13 protein-coding genes and 1 pseudogene are annotated in these 14967 nt (G+C 59.7%); 6 read left to right on the forward strand and 8 right to left on the reverse strand.

Annotated features, from left to right (window positions below):
- Positions 1-256: 256 nt before the first annotated feature.
- Together P3H15_RS50770 and P3H15_RS50775 are read right to left on the reverse strand one after the other, a co-directional pair.
- A complete protein-coding gene (locus P3H15_RS50770) occupies positions 257-670 on the reverse strand; it encodes a nuclear transport factor 2 family protein (RefSeq protein ID WP_276144282.1) in 414 nt (137 codons plus the stop codon).
- 78 nt (positions 671-748) lie between these two features.
- Entirely contained in the window at positions 749-1381 is a 633-nt protein-coding gene (locus P3H15_RS50775) for a cupin domain-containing protein (RefSeq protein ID WP_276144283.1), read from the reverse strand.
- Positions 1382-1631: 250 nt separating this feature from the next.
- Between P3H15_RS50775 and P3H15_RS50780 the strand changes: the two genes are divergently transcribed.
- Positions 1632-2012 (forward strand): hypothetical protein, encoded by a 381-nt coding sequence (locus tag P3H15_RS50780; protein ID WP_276144284.1) that lies wholly within the window; start codon positions 1632-1634, stop codon positions 2010-2012.
- Positions 2013-2627: 615 nt separating this feature from the next.
- Here P3H15_RS50780 and P3H15_RS50785 read toward each other — a convergent pair.
- From P3H15_RS50785 to P3H15_RS50800, 4 genes are all read right to left on the reverse strand, one after another.
- A complete protein-coding gene (locus tag P3H15_RS50785; RefSeq protein ID WP_276144285.1) occupies positions 2628-4037 on the reverse strand; it encodes an MFS transporter in 1410 nt (469 codons plus the stop codon).
- Positions 4038-4125: 88 nt separating this feature from the next.
- Positions 4126-5055 carry an alpha/beta hydrolase gene (locus P3H15_RS50790; RefSeq protein WP_276144286.1) on the reverse strand — a complete coding sequence of 310 codons (930 nt, stop codon included), beginning with the start codon at positions 5053-5055 and terminating at the stop codon, positions 4126-4128.
- Between the two features lies 1 nt (position 5056).
- The gene (locus P3H15_RS50795; RefSeq protein WP_276144294.1) at positions 5057-5956 is read right to left on the reverse strand and encodes a fumarylacetoacetate hydrolase family protein; all 900 of its coding nucleotides are present in this window, start codon (positions 5954-5956) and stop codon (positions 5057-5059) included.
- 42 nt (positions 5957-5998) lie between these two features.
- Positions 5999-7174, reverse strand: coding sequence for a homogentisate 1,2-dioxygenase (locus P3H15_RS50800; RefSeq protein ID WP_276144287.1), 1176 nt, complete (start codon positions 7172-7174; stop codon positions 5999-6001).
- 357 nt (positions 7175-7531) lie between these two features.
- Here P3H15_RS50800 and P3H15_RS50805 point away from each other — a divergent pair, with 357 nt between their 5' ends.
- The 3 genes from P3H15_RS50805 to P3H15_RS50815 all read left to right on the forward strand — a co-directional run bounded on the left by P3H15_RS50805 (position 7532) and on the right by P3H15_RS50815 (position 10469).
- Positions 7532-8776 (forward strand): NAD(P)/FAD-dependent oxidoreductase, encoded by a 1245-nt coding sequence (locus P3H15_RS50805; protein ID WP_276144288.1) that lies wholly within the window; start codon positions 7532-7534, stop codon positions 8774-8776.
- Positions 8757-9533 (forward strand): IclR family transcriptional regulator, encoded by a 777-nt coding sequence (locus P3H15_RS50810; protein WP_276144289.1) that lies wholly within the window; start codon positions 8757-8759, stop codon positions 9531-9533. The genes P3H15_RS50805 and P3H15_RS50810 overlap by 20 nt, the downstream gene beginning before the upstream one ends.
- A gap of 99 nt (positions 9534-9632) precedes the next feature.
- Positions 9633-10469, forward strand: a complete 837-nt coding sequence (locus P3H15_RS50815) for an alpha/beta fold hydrolase (protein WP_276144290.1) — start codon at positions 9633-9635, stop codon at positions 10467-10469.
- A 333-nt stretch (positions 10470-10802) separates the two neighbouring features.
- On the opposite strand, the pseudogene P3H15_RS50820 reads toward P3H15_RS50815, so the two are convergent.
- A pseudogene (locus tag P3H15_RS50820) lies at positions 10803-11378 on the reverse strand (IS630 family transposase); the annotation flags it as partial.
- 95 nt (positions 11379-11473) lie between these two features.
- Positions 11474-11944, reverse strand: coding sequence for a helix-turn-helix domain-containing protein (locus tag P3H15_RS50825; protein WP_276144291.1), 471 nt, complete (start codon positions 11942-11944; stop codon positions 11474-11476).
- Between the two features lie 469 nt (positions 11945-12413).
- Here P3H15_RS50825 and P3H15_RS50830 point away from each other — a divergent pair, with 469 nt between their 5' ends.
- Both P3H15_RS50830 and P3H15_RS50835 read left to right on the forward strand, forming a co-directional pair.
- Complete coding sequence (locus P3H15_RS50830; RefSeq protein ID WP_276144292.1) at positions 12414-12974, forward strand: QsdR family transcriptional regulator; 561 nt, start codon at positions 12414-12416, stop codon at positions 12972-12974.
- Between the two features lie 378 nt (positions 12975-13352).
- Entirely contained in the window at positions 13353-14054 is a 702-nt protein-coding gene (locus P3H15_RS50835) for a TetR/AcrR family transcriptional regulator (RefSeq protein WP_276144293.1), read from the forward strand.
- Positions 14055-14967: the final 913 nt, after the last annotated feature.

The raw sequence follows: 14967 nt of genomic DNA on the forward strand, positions 1-14967 counted from the left end.
AAACCCGGCTCGACACGCGGCGGTCGGCTGTCGGATAGTTCAGCACGCTCCTAGGCCCCTTGGCTGTCCATCGAATGACGTCCGCCCCATCCTTGCTCGTGCGGTCAATGGACGAAGTCCGGCGAACCGACCGCGACGATTTCATCCTCGTACTCCTCGAGTCCGGTCAATACACAGTGCGCCGCTGAATAGACAATCGCCTACGCTCGCCTGGCGGCGCTGCACACCGGGCTTTGGCCGGAAGTTGCTCGGTTTCTCAACCGTTCTCGCGCTTATACATGATATTCGCGATGTGGTGGCTGTCTTGATAGTGACGGATGGCCTTGACTCGTCGACCTTCCAAGTCAAGGGCGTAATGGTAACGATTGTTGTACTCCGCGCCGTCCTTAAGCCGCGCCTTGCCTGTTGCTTCTACCGCCGCCACGTTCTGATCCGCGACGATCCGTGTAATCGTCACAGTCGGACCCTTTCCGCCTTCGAAGTTGGATGGTCCTGTGAATCTGGCGATGATCGCATCCCTGCCCTGAATCGGAGGAAACCCGAGACTCGGCGCCGTTACGGTCCACGTGGCGTCCTCAGTCAACACTTCGCGCAACCGATCTGCGTCCCCGGCCTGCAACGCGTCCAAAAATTCCCGCGCCACCGCGAAACTAGTGTGCTTCATTGTCATTGCTTGGCCCTATCGTTGAAGGTCGGCAACTTCGGACGGCCGACGCCTTGTCTGCTCTCGGCCGTTGAGATCAGTCGGTCACGATTCGTTGAGATTGAGACGACCGAGCGGTTCAGTTCTCGGAACATCCGGATTTGCGGAGGCGATTCCAGTGGCGGGCGTCCATCCGTATTTTTCACCGACTTCTTCCATCTCTTCGAACGACGGAGTGCCCTCGTGCTCCGAATAGGGGAACGTCGGCGCCAATGCAGCTGTGCCAAGTTCTTCGAACCAGTGCTCGAAACCTGCCGGCGTAATCAGCACCGTGAACCTGGCTTTTGCAGTTGTCACGACAATATCGTGCACTGTGGCCTTTGGGATGTACACGTAACTGCCAGGGGTTGCGTGGTAAACCGTATCCCCGCAGGTGACGTCGAGTTCACCGTCCAAGATGGTGAAGAACTCGGCTTCGTTCGGATGGGAGTGCCCTGGTGCGCACAGTCCCCGTGGGGCGTACCACTCGGCCAGCGCAAACTGCCCGTCCGTGTCCCTCTTCCTCGCCTTCATCGTTATCAGGGAACGTCGAAACCAGGTGGCCGGCCCCTCCCCCGGACCGAGCGTGTACCCGGGCGCGTACTCGGAGGGGGTTCCTCCCGCACGAGAGGTTGCCACCGGATCGTCGAAGCCTATCCGGGTCGGTGGGATGTTATCGAACGAGTTCGTGTACGTCATGAAAGTATCCTCACTCGACGCCTCGCGCACAGGCTCTTCAAGGCCCCGTAGTCGCAGTGTGCGCGGTTTGCATCGGCGTCCTGCAATCGATTGTCTAATGCCATTAAAGCTCCCTACCGCCACAGTGTCAACGGGTCTTATCCCAGGGTCACAACGTGGCAATCGCACGTATTTCGCTCTACGTCGTAACGCGTTCAACATTTGTGGGTAAATCTTCGGCACGGAAACATCAAGGGGCACAGAGACCGACATGGCGCGATCAGAATCCGCACGACCAGGCCGCCGCCTGGCCGCCAAAGTTACTTTCATCACCGGAACCGGAACCGGAGACGGACAGGGCAGCGCAGCTGCGCAGTTGTTCGCCACGGAGGGAGCCGTGCGTAGTCGGTTTCGACCTCGACCCGGTCCAACCCGAGGAAACCGGGCGCGCGAGTGCGGGCTGCTGGAGGGGAGATGGTCTCGTTCGGCTCCAGTCGATCTCAGCAATGGCGAAACCTCGCGCAAATGGATCGAGCAAGGTATCGGTGAGATCGTCGTGCTCTACAACAACGCGAGCTTGCCGAAGTTCGGTCTCGTCGGCGTAGTTGAAAAGCATATTGGGCGTTCGCTATTCGACATGAGCTCAACCTGATTTTGCGGACTACGCAGGCCGCCTGGCCTCACCTCATCAAGCGCGGAACTGGCTCGATCATCAACACTGCATCATGCGCAGCCCGCGGCTAGTATGGAGTGGCAGAGGCCAGCCACACCGCCGCTAAGGCGTCGTCGTCGCACTTACCCGGCAGATAGCGGCCAACGGGTGCTACCACCGCATTCGCGCCAACTCTATTTCCCCCGGATTCGTTGGCACGCCCCCAATATGAGAATCTAAACCAATGAGGATAGGTCGCATTTTGTAGCACCGAAGGCACTCGAACGATACGGTCCGCCGGAAGACATCGGATACTGCGTCATGTGCCTGGCGTTCGACGAGTCGGGGTACGTTACTGCAGCAGACTTCCTAATCGACGGCGGTCACACTGGCATCATCGATGCTTCCAGAGGAGCCAGTGATACCGGAAAACTTGCGATGAAACGATAGAGCTCCATCACTCCGAAGGCTCGGAATGAAGCCGCTCGCAGCGTAGAAAAAGCAGGGAGGTCGTGGGTTCACACCCACGACCTCCCTGGTGACACTCGGAGCTTCGCATGTTCACGTTGTCACGAACAATTCAGCGAAGAGCACAACAGTTGCCGCGGTGTCCACTTATGTCGCGACAGAGGTGTTCCGCGAGTGCAAATGACCCTTCTCGCCTTCGACGTCGGAGCTCGGTCGGAACCAAATAGCCAGAACCCCCACAGAGACCAGACTAACGATCGTCGCCGCTACCATGTAAAGCGTGATGGGGATGCTACCGCCGTACGCGGCGTACAGCGCCGTGGCAATGAACGGGGCGAAGCCTCCACCCAGGATCGATCCGATATTGACGACGAACGACAGTCCACTGTATCGAATAGAGGTGTCGAAAAGCTCCGAAAACAATGCGGCCTGAGGACCGCTGGTCGCTCCCGTAGCTGCAAGCATGAATACATAGGCCGCGGACAACGAAAGAAATGTTCCGGCTTCTAGAAGGGGGAAGAATGCAAGCGAGGCGAGTAGACAGATACCGAGTGCACCCAAGATAACGCGAAGACGACCGATTCGATCCGACAAAGCTGCAGATGCTGGGATCACGATGAAAGCAGAGACGGATGCGAGCACCTGGAGAGCCAACATGGTCTCACGGGAGTAACCCAATGTCTTGGTGCCATAAGATAATCCATAACTCACTGCAACGTAGCCGAGAATCTGAGGGGCCATAAAACTGCCGATCGCCAGCGCGAGAACACGCCACTTCGTCCGGATCAGCACTACGAACGGCGCTCTCGTGTCCATACGCTGAGCCTTGATCTCCTCGAATGCAGGGCTTTCATCTATCGAGCGTCGAATTATCAGCCCTACAACGATCAGGGCGGCACTGATGAGAAACGGTACGCGCCAACCCCACGAGTTGAACTGCTCTGGTGTCGTGATTTTGTTCATCACGAGGAAGACGACAGCTGACAGAAGTGTTCCGACAGGTAGGCCGGCTTGTGAAAAGCTGCCGAAGAGCCCCTTCTTGCTTTGCGGGCCGTGCTCGATACCGATAAGAATCGCACCACTCGACTCACCGCCCACCGAGAATCCCTGGACTAGGCGGATTAGGACCAGCAATATAGGAGCTGCGACGCCGATCTGTTCATATGTCGGCAAGACTCCGATCAGCGTCGTGGCGACACCCATTCCCACCAGCGAGAAGACCAGCATCGCCTTTCGCCCGACTCGGTCACCGAAGTGGCCAAAGACAGCCCCGCCGAGCGGCCGAGCGACAAATCCAGCACCAAAGGTCGCGAATGCGGCCAGAAGAGAGGTGGTCTCCGACGAAGTTGGAAAGAACACCGCTGGAAATACGAGAGCAGCGGCGGTCGCGTAGATGAAGAAGTCATACCATTCGAGAGCAGTGCCGAAGAATGATGCGAAGACCAACTTGCGCAGCGAGGGCCCGCTTGTGCGAGTACCGGCCCGAGCAGGAGCAGACATAATTTTCCTATCCGTGAGGTGGCGAGATCGAGGAATAGCGCCTGATTGGCGCTTCATTTCCAATCCTTCCACGACCCCTATCACCATGGAGCGGAATGGAATTGATGATTGATAATGGCAACCGGGGCTTCGACCGTCTGTGAATCTAAATAGTAGAGCGACGTTCGGCTCGCGAGATGCTTTCTACCACTGCGTTCAGCCCGGGCTCTGCGAGAGTGATCGTGTAGTGGTTGGTTCCGGGAAGGAAGGTATCCTCCAATTGAGGAAGATACTCCCGGTATTCTTCGAGTAGCTCGTCAGGAATGAGCCCTGGGCGTTGGTTCAATAGTCCTCTCTCGGCCTGAAGCAAGGTGATCGGAACCTTCGTCAGGCCGAAGGCCACTGTTCTGGTGTTCGAATCGAAGCGTCCTTCGGTGAAGTCCTGTCGCACAGCGGCTTCAGCGGTTCTGCTACGCCATTTTCCGTTGCTCTCGATCACGTCGTAGTCCACGAATGACTCGATCGCCGCGTTCCAATAGGCGGGTGGTCCGGCGAACGCAGGATGGTCTCGCCAGAAGTCGCGATAGTCCTGTCGCGAATGGTACGTAACTGCCATTCGTTCCAGCGAAGGACCGAGGAATTTCTTGATGAACGCGTCGAGTTCCACACCTTCAGGTGCCGAAGGCGTCAGACCGCCGTCGACAAGCACCAATTCTGCGACCAGCGCGGGACGGCGCGCTGCCAATTGTTCGACGACGTAGCCGCCCATCGCGTGCCCTACAGCGACGATTCGTTGCAGGCCGAAATGCCGAATTACGGCTTCAAGATCTTCGACGTGTTGGGCGAAGCCGTATGGCCCTGGTAACTCGCTGCTGGCCCCGCGCCCACGTAGATCAGGTGCAATCAGCACGATGTTTGACAGCCGTTCGGCAACGGCCGACCACGTTCGGTGCGACATCGTCAGCCCGTGGACCGCCAACACCACAGTCGAAGCGCCTTTCGGCTCACCCCACACCGCGACACGGAGTGCGCCCCCAGCCACTTCTACGTCCACAACCCGATTGGGGGTGGCCGCGTGCACGGACTGTTGCTTCACGTCACCCTACGATCTTGGTCCGCTGGGAACCCAATCGGCCGACTTCGATCTCTACGATGTCGCCGACTTTCAGCCAGGGATATTGCTCTTCGCCGTGGTTCGTCGAAAGTTCCAGAATACAACCGGTGGCGCACGTGCCCGATCCGATGAGGTCGCCGGCCTTCAGGTTTGCCGCTCGCGATTCGTACTCGATGAACTCTTCGAACGAGTAGTGAATGTCCGCCAGGTTGCCGCTGGTGTACTTCACGCCGTTGACCGACGCGGTCATCTCAAGATCGAAGGCCTTGCCGCTTGCCGCGTCGGCCAGCTCGTCGGGCGTAACAAGGTAAGGACCAATCGTCGTTCCGAAATCCTTACCCTTGTGAGGACCCATGTTCAAGGCCATCTCGTACCTCTGGATATCGCGGGCGCTCCAGTCGTTCATGACCATGTATCCGGCGATGTACGGCGTCGCGTCAGCCGCCTTGACGTCGCGGCAGTCGCGTCCCACCACGGCGGCAACTTCAACCTCGTAGTCGAGCCGTACGCACCCGGGAGGCATCGGGAGATCCTCGGTGGGGCCGAGCATACTGTGGGGGCTGGAGTAGTAGAAGATCGGGATTTCGAACCAGATCGGATCTAGGTCCAATCCGCGCGATCGACGCCCGGCGCGGGCATGCTGCTCGAATGCGTAATGGTCGCGGAAGGCGCCCGGATTTGGGATCGGTGGAAGCACCCGTACATCCGCAACATCCACGACATCATGCGGATCTCGCAAGGCACGGTCGCCGGCACTGGACAAGCGCTCTCCGTCGTCACCGAGCAAACTCAGGAGCGTGACTCCTTCGCCTAGCAGGTGAATCGACTCATCCTTCAAGAGCCCCGTGCGGGGCGCATCCGCGCCCGGCAGCGCGACGGTCATCCACTTCACTTTGTTGCTCCTCTACTTGTTTCGGTGTAATCGTCAGTCAGACTTGGGAGTCCAGCTCCACGCATAGTCCTGGTCTGCGCACGCGTCCGCGCCCTCGGCCAGGTAGAGCGGGCGGAATGTGTCGAGCATCAGCGCGTATTCCGCCGTTTGTTGAGCACCGATCGAGCGTTCCAAAGCCCCCGGATGCGAGCCGTGTATGAACCCCGCGGGGTGCATGGTGATCGATCCCTCCTTCATCCCGGCGCCCGATCGGGACATGAAGTCACCTTCCATGTAAAACAGCAATTCGTCGCTGTCTACGTTGGAATGCGCATAGGGTGACGGCAATGACAGCGGGTGATAGTCCAGCTTGCGCGGAACGAAGGCGCAGATGACAGCACCAGGCGCCTCGAGAATTTGGTGAACCGGCGGTGGCTGATGGATACGGCCTGTGATCGGTTCGAAGTCCTTGATGTTGACCGCATACGGATAATTTGAGCCATCCCAGCCGATCACATCGAATGGGTGATTGACGTAGGTGACTGTGGACCAGCCGTCGCGAGTCTGCAGCAGCACGTCGACGTCGGTTCCTTCACATACAAGCAGTTCGGTAGGGGAACGCAGATCGCGCTCACAGTAGGGGGCGTGCTCGAGAAACTGACCTCGCGGTGACAGATACCGCTCTGGCGGGTGAACGTGGCCACTCGAAAGAGTCTCGATCACCAACGTCTTGAAGGGAGTATCACCTTTGGGAATCCAGCGATGCGTAACCGCCGCAGGAATCACGACATAGTCGCCGGCGCGGATATCGAGTACTCCGAATACTGATTCGAAGCGAGCTTCTCCACTCTGCACGAAAACGCACTCGTCGCCCACTGCATTGCGATAGATCGGCGATTCCTGCGTCGCAGAAACGTACGAGATCCGAAGATCCTCGTTGGCCACGAGGGGTCGTCGTCCAGTTACCGCGTCGGCGTCCGGCGCGTCCAGAAGCGAAGTCTGGAGGTGATAAGGCATCAATGGTTGGTTCGGACGAGTCGACCATTCGGGTCCCTTGGTCGCCTCCACGCGCCGGAGAGGCATCGGTGCATTGATGTGATAAAGCAACGCTGAGTCGTCAGCGAACCCGCCCAGCCCCATCAGCTCCTCGTGATACAGAGAGCCATCGTGTTGCCTGAATTGCGTGTGCCGCTTGGGGGGTATCAGCCCCAAAGACTTGTAGTAACTCATGATGCCTTTCTGGCGTCGATCAGCCTCGCCGCAGTACTCGCGGCCGGGGTGGACGGTCGAGATGCGCGATGAATCCAGTTGTTTTCCGACCCTGAACCGTTATGTTCCCGCGCCGCGCCCGCCTTCAGTTGCTGAGTGCGATAAACGCACCTTTACGTGCGTAGTGCGCCTAGTAAGAGGATCGATGATGGTCAACTCAGTGTCAACCCCCGGTCCCGGGGTGGCGCACAGAAGTCGCCGCACGACTTCCACCTGGGATTTTCACGTAGTCAGAGGGTTTGCTCTCTACGTATCAACTCTGTACGGTTTCCATAACGCACCTATAGGTGCGTATACCGCACCTATAGGAGGATGGGAATGCGAGTCGCCGTAATCGGGGCAGGGCCTGTGGGGCTCTCGGCTGCATCAGCTCTGACCGAGGCTGGAGCATCCGTCAGCGTCTACGAAGCCAACGCGGATATCAGCAGGCAGTGGCGGGCGTCGACGTTTCACCCGCCAACCCTCGAACACCTCGAGCGGTACGTTTCTGTACCCGAGATGCTCAAGCAAGGCATACGTGCCGATCGCTACCAGATTCGGGATCGTAAGGCCGGAGTCGTCGCTGATTTCGATTACGAGGTCCTGAAGGCGGACACTCCCTACCCGTTTCGACTCCAACTCGAGCAATACAAGTTTTCAGAAATGGTGCTGGAACGACTGCGCACTCGAACCGACGTCGATCTCAACTTCGGTCACAGGCTCGTAGCCCTCGACCAGACAGATGAGGGTGCGGTGGAGCTCACGATGGAGGGTCCGGACGGGCATGTTCCAGTCCGGGCGGATTATGTCATCGGTGCGGATGGCGCATCGTCCACCGTCCGTCAGCTTCTCGGCTTGGACTACGAAGGCTGGACCTATCAGGAGCGCTTTCTTCTGATAAGCAGTCACTTACCTTTCGGCGACTACCTTCCCGACCTCTGCGACGTCAATTACCTTGCAGATCCCAACGAGTTCGTAATGATTCTGCGGACACCCGATGTCTGGCGAATCCTGGTGCCGGTTCCCGCTGGGATCTCCGATGAGGCGGCCTCGGATCCCGCTCGGTTGCACTCGACAATCGAAGGCATCATCGGAAAGTCACTTACTTCGGAAGAAGCTCACATCGTTCACCAACAGATCTACAAGGTGCACCAGAGAGTCGCATCCAGCTTCTGGAGCGGGCGCGCCATGCTGGTGGGCGACGCCGCGCACGTGAACAGCCCGATCGGCGGGTTCGGTCTCAACAGCGGTCTCCACGACATCTTCGACCTCGCGGTCCGGTTCGATCGAATCCTGCGCGAGGGCGCCGATGCCACGGCCGAATTCGAGGCGTTCGCTGTGGGTCGCCGCACCGTCGCGCGCGAATACGTCCAACGTATGAGCCATCAGAACACTTCCACACTCATGCTGCCCGACGATGCCGACCGAGCAGCGGAGCTCGCTCGACTACGCAATCTCGCTGCAGAGCCGGAGACAGCTCGCGACTACTTGCTCGACAGGTCTATGATTCGCCACGTGCGGGACCACGGCATCGGGCGGCGGCCCGGACAACTGGCGGAGGAACATGCAGGGACAGTCAACTAGCGAAGGTCTATCCGCCGCGGCCGGGGCGAACGGGGTGCTGTCTGCCGGGGGTGCGGCGACAGGGCCAGCAGAGCCGGCCTCGACAAGCGGAAGCCGTCGGACATCCCAAAGCCTTGAGCGCGGCCTGTTCCTCATCGACCTGGTTGCGGCGGCACCAGAGGGTATGACGGTGACCGAATTGGCCGCGGAGATTGGCGTACATCGGACCATCATCACCCGAATGCTTCGAACCCTCACCGCCAAGGGATGGGTTTCCAAGGATTCCGACGGCCGTTACGGGCTCGGACTGCACGCCGTGGAAATAGGCAGGCTCGTGCTTCCACGGCTCAGATTCGTTGCACTTCCGGCGCTTCGTCGACTTGCCGAAGAAATCAATGCGACGACTCACTTGACGGTCATGGAGGGTGACGAGGCGGTGGCACTGGCCGTGGAGGAGCCTCGCAACACGACTTTTCATGTCACGTATCGAACCGGCTCAAGACGTCCTTTGACAAGAGGTTCTTCCGGGCGGGCCATTCTCGCAGCGCTTCCACCGCGCGACGGCGAAGACACCTCGATCGATCTTGTGCGTCGACGCGGATGGGCCATCACCACGGGTGAAATCGAGGACGGGGTGACGGGTATCGCGGCCGCTATCCCACACCCTCAGTACACGGGTTGCAGCATCGGTGCTGTCATGGTCGGCACGGTGCACGAACCCGAGCAGATCGCCGAGGCCGTGATGGCGACTGCTGCTTCGATTGCCGCCTCAATTTGACCTGACGCACGCGCAGGCTCATCCAAAGGCATTGCGCTGCTTTTGAAGACATTACGGACAAACGTAACAATCGTTTGCATCCGCGGGTACAGTGGGAGCGTGAAACTATCTCGCTTCAGCCGCTACGTTGATGTAGGCGGCATTCGTACCCACTATTTCGACGTGGGCTCCGGACCGATCGTCGTTCTGCTCCATTCCGGTGAGTTCGGGGCCTCTGCGGAACTCTCGTGGGAACACAACATACCAACGCTGGCCGAGCGGTTTCGCGTCATCGCCCCAGATTGGCTAGGGTTCGGCGGTACCGACAAGCTTCGTGATTTCGTCGCGGGATCCGATCGAATGCTGCGCCATCTAGCAGCATTCCTACGAACAATTGCCATCGACCGCGCAGCTTTCGTCGGCACGTCATTCGGTGGTACCAGCCTCGTGAAGGAGGCCGCACGACCTGACTGCCGCCTGCCCATCTCCCGTATGGCCATCATCAGTGGCGGTGGCTTCATGCCGTATAACGAAGACCGTCGAGCGCTGGTGGACTATGACGGCACACCCGACGGTATGCGTCGAATCCTCCGAGCACTCTTTCACGACGAACGTTGGATAGATGACGAGGATTACGTCGCACGCAGAGTCGCCGCGAGCCTGGAACCCGGTGCTTGGGAAGCTGTGGCCTCCGCACGCCTCAAACCACCCAGCGCTAAGCCTCCAATGAACTTCGGGCAGGAGGACACGACTTCGTACGAGCGCATCCGAGTGCCCACACTGGCTCTTGCCGGGGCAAACGACCGACTTCGCGAGCCTGGATACGAAAAGGTGCTGCACCGAATTCCAGATGTCGAGGTCCATGTCATTGCCGACGCTGGACACTTGGTGAACATCGAGAAGTCCGCAGTCGTGAACGATCACCTCTTGAGATTTCTCGCTACGAAACTTGAGTGAACCGCCGTACACCTAGTGCGTCCCCGATGAACAGGCACGACCATGTTACGGAACCTTGTTGCCGTGAACTGGATGGACAAGGCTATGGAGAACATCGCTGGACTGAGGCGGAACCCGCGGAACATCATGCGCGTACTGCGCTGCACCGACCAGCTCACACCGCCGCGGGCAAGACGCAGGAGGAGATTGCCGCGGAGCTCGAAGTATCGGCAACGACGCTACAACTGGCGGTGCCGGCACGACAACACGGACGCCGACCCCGCGAAGGAACTCAACGAACTCCGCGAGCAGAACAGCAAGCTCAGCGACTTCTCAACTAGTAGACTGTCGCGGCTAAGTGTTGGGATATAGGTGGCGGAGTTTGATGCGGGCGTCGTCGGTGGTGAAGTGCCACTGGACCTGGCGTTGATCGGCGTTGGTCTGTCGTTGCCAGGCGGCGAGTTCGGCGCCCAGGGTCTCGAGGTCCTCGATGCGCCGGTCCAGACACTGGCGGGTCAGCACCGAGAGTTCGATCTCGGCGACGTTGAGCCACGAGCCGTGCTTGGGGGTGTGGTGGATCTCGAGCCTCTGCGCGAGCGCGAACGCCTCGGCCGGCTCGAAGGCCTCGTAGAGCGATCCGATGCCGTGAGTATTGAGGTTGTCCATCACCAGCACCACCGTCTCCGCGTCCGGGTAGTCCACGCACAGAAGCTCTTTGACCTGCCGGGCCCAGTCGACCTTGGTGCGCCGGGGCTGGGCATCGACACGCCGCCAGCCGGCCAGAGGCTCGACCCAGCAGAAGATCGAGCAGGTCCCGTGCCGCACATACTCGGAGTCCTCCTTCAGATCGCGTCCCGGGCCTGCAGGGATCGGGTCACGCACGTGAGCGAGGAGCTGGTAGGGCTTCTCGTCCATGCACACCACCGGGCGAGCTGGGTTGCGGGGGCGGGCTTAGACCGACAGGACATCTTCCATCCGAGCAGCGAACTCCGGGTTCGCCTTTGGTGGAATGGTCCAGCACTTCTTCAGGTGAGGACGAAGTTTCGTTTTTTTAAGATCCGGCCGATGGTCGAGTGGTCCAGATCGGGGATGTCCTCGACCAGGGCGACGTGCTTCTCCAGCAATCGCAACGACCACCGCGCATGACCCTCGGGCGGCTTCGAGCAAGCCAATGCAATCAACCTGGCCTCGACCTCGCCGGTGATCTGCGACGGCACCGGTGGCAGGTCACGCTGCTTGCGCCCGATCGTGGCCTCCACGTCCTGACCGGTCTCAGCGAACCGCTTGGCCACCAGTCGCACCGTCTCACCCGAGACTCCCAACCGTGCTGCGATCACCTTCTTCTCATCGACCGCCCCGACCGAGGTGTCCAGCGCCAGCAACACCCGGGCCCGCCGGATCATCGAGGCCGGATGCACCCCGGTCGTGGTCAACCGTTCCAAGAACTCACGATCAGCCGAGCTCAACGTCACCGGACGCTTCTTCTGCGAAGGCATGACCACAGTCCTGACCGGCAGAGGGGAAGGGGAAGTCTGCCGCCTCCAACTTAAACGAAACAAGGCAGAACTAAGCAGCGACACGCTACTAGTGTTCGACGAGTGCGGAAACAATCAAGTTCAACAAAGCCGCACCGCAGCAACGGATACGGCAAACTTGCCGTCCGCTACACCCGACTCCGTTCGCATCGCCGCTGTCAACGGGTGGCCCCGGCAGGCAACCCGTCAGGACGGCCCTAGGCGTCCGGAAGTGGCCTGCGGCAGATCAAGGGAATTCCTGGCACTCGGCATAGGGCCGCACTGACCGTTACGCTGTGGCCGCCAACCGATGGCCGGGGCAACGGTTAACTGCACTATTTTACACCACGCGAAGGAAGGTAACCGCACTGGCGTTATGACAGTCCGCCTGTCGGTCGGGCTGTGCAGACCAACACGTGGTAATCCGCGCAGACCCTCTACTATTCTTCGCATGGTGCAGTCCGAGCGAGCGAGAACCCGCGTGGCATTGTTGGACGCCGCCAGATATCGCTGGCTTCATGGTCAACGCCTCGATCTCAATTCGCTTGCTGTTGAGCACGGGATCAGCAGGGCAACTGCGTATCGGTGGTTCGGAAGCAATGACCGCTTAGCAGGAGAGGTTATCGCGTCAATGGTTGCACGGACCTTCCAGGACAACCGGGAGGCGACGATCGGAAATGGCGCCACGCGGGTGGTCGCGATCCTGCGTGCACAACTCTCGATCACCAAGGACTCGACCGCCATGAAGGCGTACATTGAACGCGATCCGCAGACCGCCCTCGCGGTACTAACCACACATCAATACCCCGTTCAGCGGACCTTGACCCAGCTCATTGAAGGGCTGCTCGTAGAGGAAGTCGCGCGAGAGAATCTCTCACTTCGCATTGAGCCGAGCACTCTGGCGTACGCCCTCACGCGATTGATGGAGGCCTTCGCATACGCCGACGTAGTTGCGGGGCGATCCACGAGTCTCGAGGAGGCCGTCAACGTGTTTGCCAGCCTTCTGACGTAGCAGACTAACGAGTCGCTCGTGCCACGGCGTCGGGTGATCTGCGTGAATTGAACTATCGAGTGTTCGGGTGAAGCCGGTCGCCAGCGGGAAGTGCTGCATGTCGAGATCGTCACATCGTGCGCCTTGAGCATAGCGAGGCAGCGCATCCTGGTCGCGTCGCGGGTCGCCCTCTCGTGTGTGGGGCTGGAGGCGATGGCACCACCCGTCCGGTGGGCCTGCAGATGCTGTGTCGCCTCAGGCGACCGAGGGCCCGCATTCCCGGATGCAGGGGTGCGCGCCGCGAAAGGATGGGGTTCGTGCGAACACACCTCGTGGGACGATTTCGCTTCAGCGCGACCGTAGGAGGTATCGTCTGGCGTGGTGACCGCAGGAGGTTTCGTGAAACAGGAATCGTCTCACCCGACCAACGCGAAAGGGCGTCCATCTCGCCGCAAAGCGGCCGCTGGCCATTCGAAAGGCAACGGTGGTCAGGCGCGCAGAGCGCGTGCATTGGCGACCGAGGCATCCTTAGTACGATCAGCGCGAGAAATATTTGAGCGCGACGGATTCGTCAACGCTCGGATTCTTGATATAGCCGAGAACGCCGAGGTTGCGTACGGAAGCTTCTATACGTACTTCGATTCAAAAGAGGAAATATTTCGCGCAGTCGCGCACGCCGTTGCTGAGGACATGTACAGCAACGCGTACCCCCCGCAGTCGGAGGAGGGCGGTCAACCTTCCGCACTCGTTCGCATCGAGGAAGCAAATCGTCGGTATCTGGAGTCATATGCCCGAAATGCGAAGGTGTGGGCTGTAATCCATCAGGTTGCGACATTCGATGACTTTGCCCGCGAACTGTTGCGTGAGATTCGGCTCCGCTTTGTGAAGCGGGCAGCGCAAGCGCTGAAGCGTCGACAGGAAGACGGGTTGGCGCCGCGGGACGTCGATCCCGAACTTGCGGCCGACCTCCTCGGCGGCATGATCGAGAACTACGCCTACCTGCATCTCGCTTTGGACGATCCGGCGTCGCCGGCCGAGCTCGATCGGGTCATTGCGGAGGCTACCCGGATTTGGGCTCGGGCGATCGATCTTAAGCCCTGACCGAGTTCCGACGGTTCGGAGGCACCGTGAGCTCGGACGGCACTTTGTCTGTCCAGCTTTGGGCGGTCACCAGCGATAGTTGACCTGAATGAGGAGTGTCGCGAGCCGAACGGCCCAACCCTGGACGTACTCGCAACGGATCGAGACGACACCGTAAGAGTTCTCGCCTGCACCACTCGCATGCGCAGCGGAATATGCGCCCAGGCCCAACTGCCAATCGGCCGTCTCACCTCTGGCTCTTCGTGCGCTGGAGATCGTTGTCCCGTGCTCGTTTGGCTATCGTCCCGAACTGACCGGGATCTCTCCGGGTACTTCGAGGCTTGCGAGGAATGCCTGGTCTATCTCGTGGAGACCGTGTCCTGGGCGCAACCGCCAGACCACGCGCCAAGTCCCGCTGCTCACTGCCGCATTCACACGCGCACACGGCCGTTGTTCGGAGTCATTCTGCGCGATCGATGATTTTGACGTCAGAATCATTGACATCGGGGTCACCATCCCGCAGAATGGCCTTGACGGGCTCGTGGTTGGGCAGAATGCACCTCGTGGCGACTTCCAGTCGGTTCGTCACGACCGGACCTCGCTAGGGCATGAATTATCCCATCAGCCCGGATTTGTGATAGGCCTTAATGAGATGCCATATATCGAAGAACTAGCTCCGGGGACGACGTTTGTCACTCCTGGGCAGACCATCTATCTCCACGACATCACAAGCTTTGCTGAACTCACCGGCGATTGGCATGAGGTTCAGATAGAGCCCCGTGCGGTGGTGGGCTTTGCGGTCGAATCCTCGGTGCCTACTCGCCACGGTTGATCGCGGCGATTGTCCCAGTATCGCCGCTGGGATCCAGCAACGCCATCTGAGGTTCCCCCCGGAAAGTGGACACCGACTTGGCGGGACACCGGTCCCGCTGGA

It is taken from the genome of Rhodococcus sp. T2V, from assembly GCF_029269925.1.
Lineage (GTDB): Bacteria > Actinomycetota > Actinomycetes > Mycobacteriales > Mycobacteriaceae > Rhodococcus_F > Rhodococcus_F koreensis.

Excerpts from the sequence above, each read along its gene's own strand:
- P3H15_RS50770 (WP_276144282.1), bottom strand. The coding sequence starts at position 670 with ATGACAATGAAGCACACTAGTTTCGCGGTGGCGCGGGAATTTTTGGAC.
- P3H15_RS50775 (WP_276144283.1), bottom strand. The coding sequence starts at position 1,381 with ATGACGTACACGAACTCGTTCGATAACATCCCACCGACCCGGATAGGC.
- P3H15_RS50780 (WP_276144284.1), top strand. The coding sequence starts at position 1,632 with ATGGCGCGATCAGAATCCGCACGACCAGGCCGCCGCCTGGCCGCCAAA.
- P3H15_RS50785 (WP_276144285.1), bottom strand. The coding sequence starts at position 4,037 with ATGAAGCGCCAATCAGGCGCTATTCCTCGATCTCGCCACCTCACGGAT.
- P3H15_RS50795 (WP_276144294.1), bottom strand. The coding sequence starts at position 5,956 with ATGACCGTCGCGCTGCCGGGCGCGGATGCGCCCCGCACGGGGCTCTTG.
- P3H15_RS50800 (WP_276144287.1), bottom strand. The coding sequence starts at position 7,174 with ATGAGTTACTACAAGTCTTTGGGGCTGATACCCCCCAAGCGGCACACG.
- P3H15_RS50805 (WP_276144288.1), top strand. The coding sequence starts at position 7,532 with ATGCGAGTCGCCGTAATCGGGGCAGGGCCTGTGGGGCTCTCGGCTGCA.
- P3H15_RS50810 (WP_276144289.1), top strand. The coding sequence starts at position 8,757 with ATGCAGGGACAGTCAACTAGCGAAGGTCTATCCGCCGCGGCCGGGGCG.
- P3H15_RS50825 (WP_276144291.1), bottom strand. The coding sequence starts at position 11,944 with ATGCCTTCGCAGAAGAAGCGTCCGGTGACGTTGAGCTCGGCTGATCGT.
- P3H15_RS50830 (WP_276144292.1), top strand. The coding sequence starts at position 12,414 with ATGGTGCAGTCCGAGCGAGCGAGAACCCGCGTGGCATTGTTGGACGCC.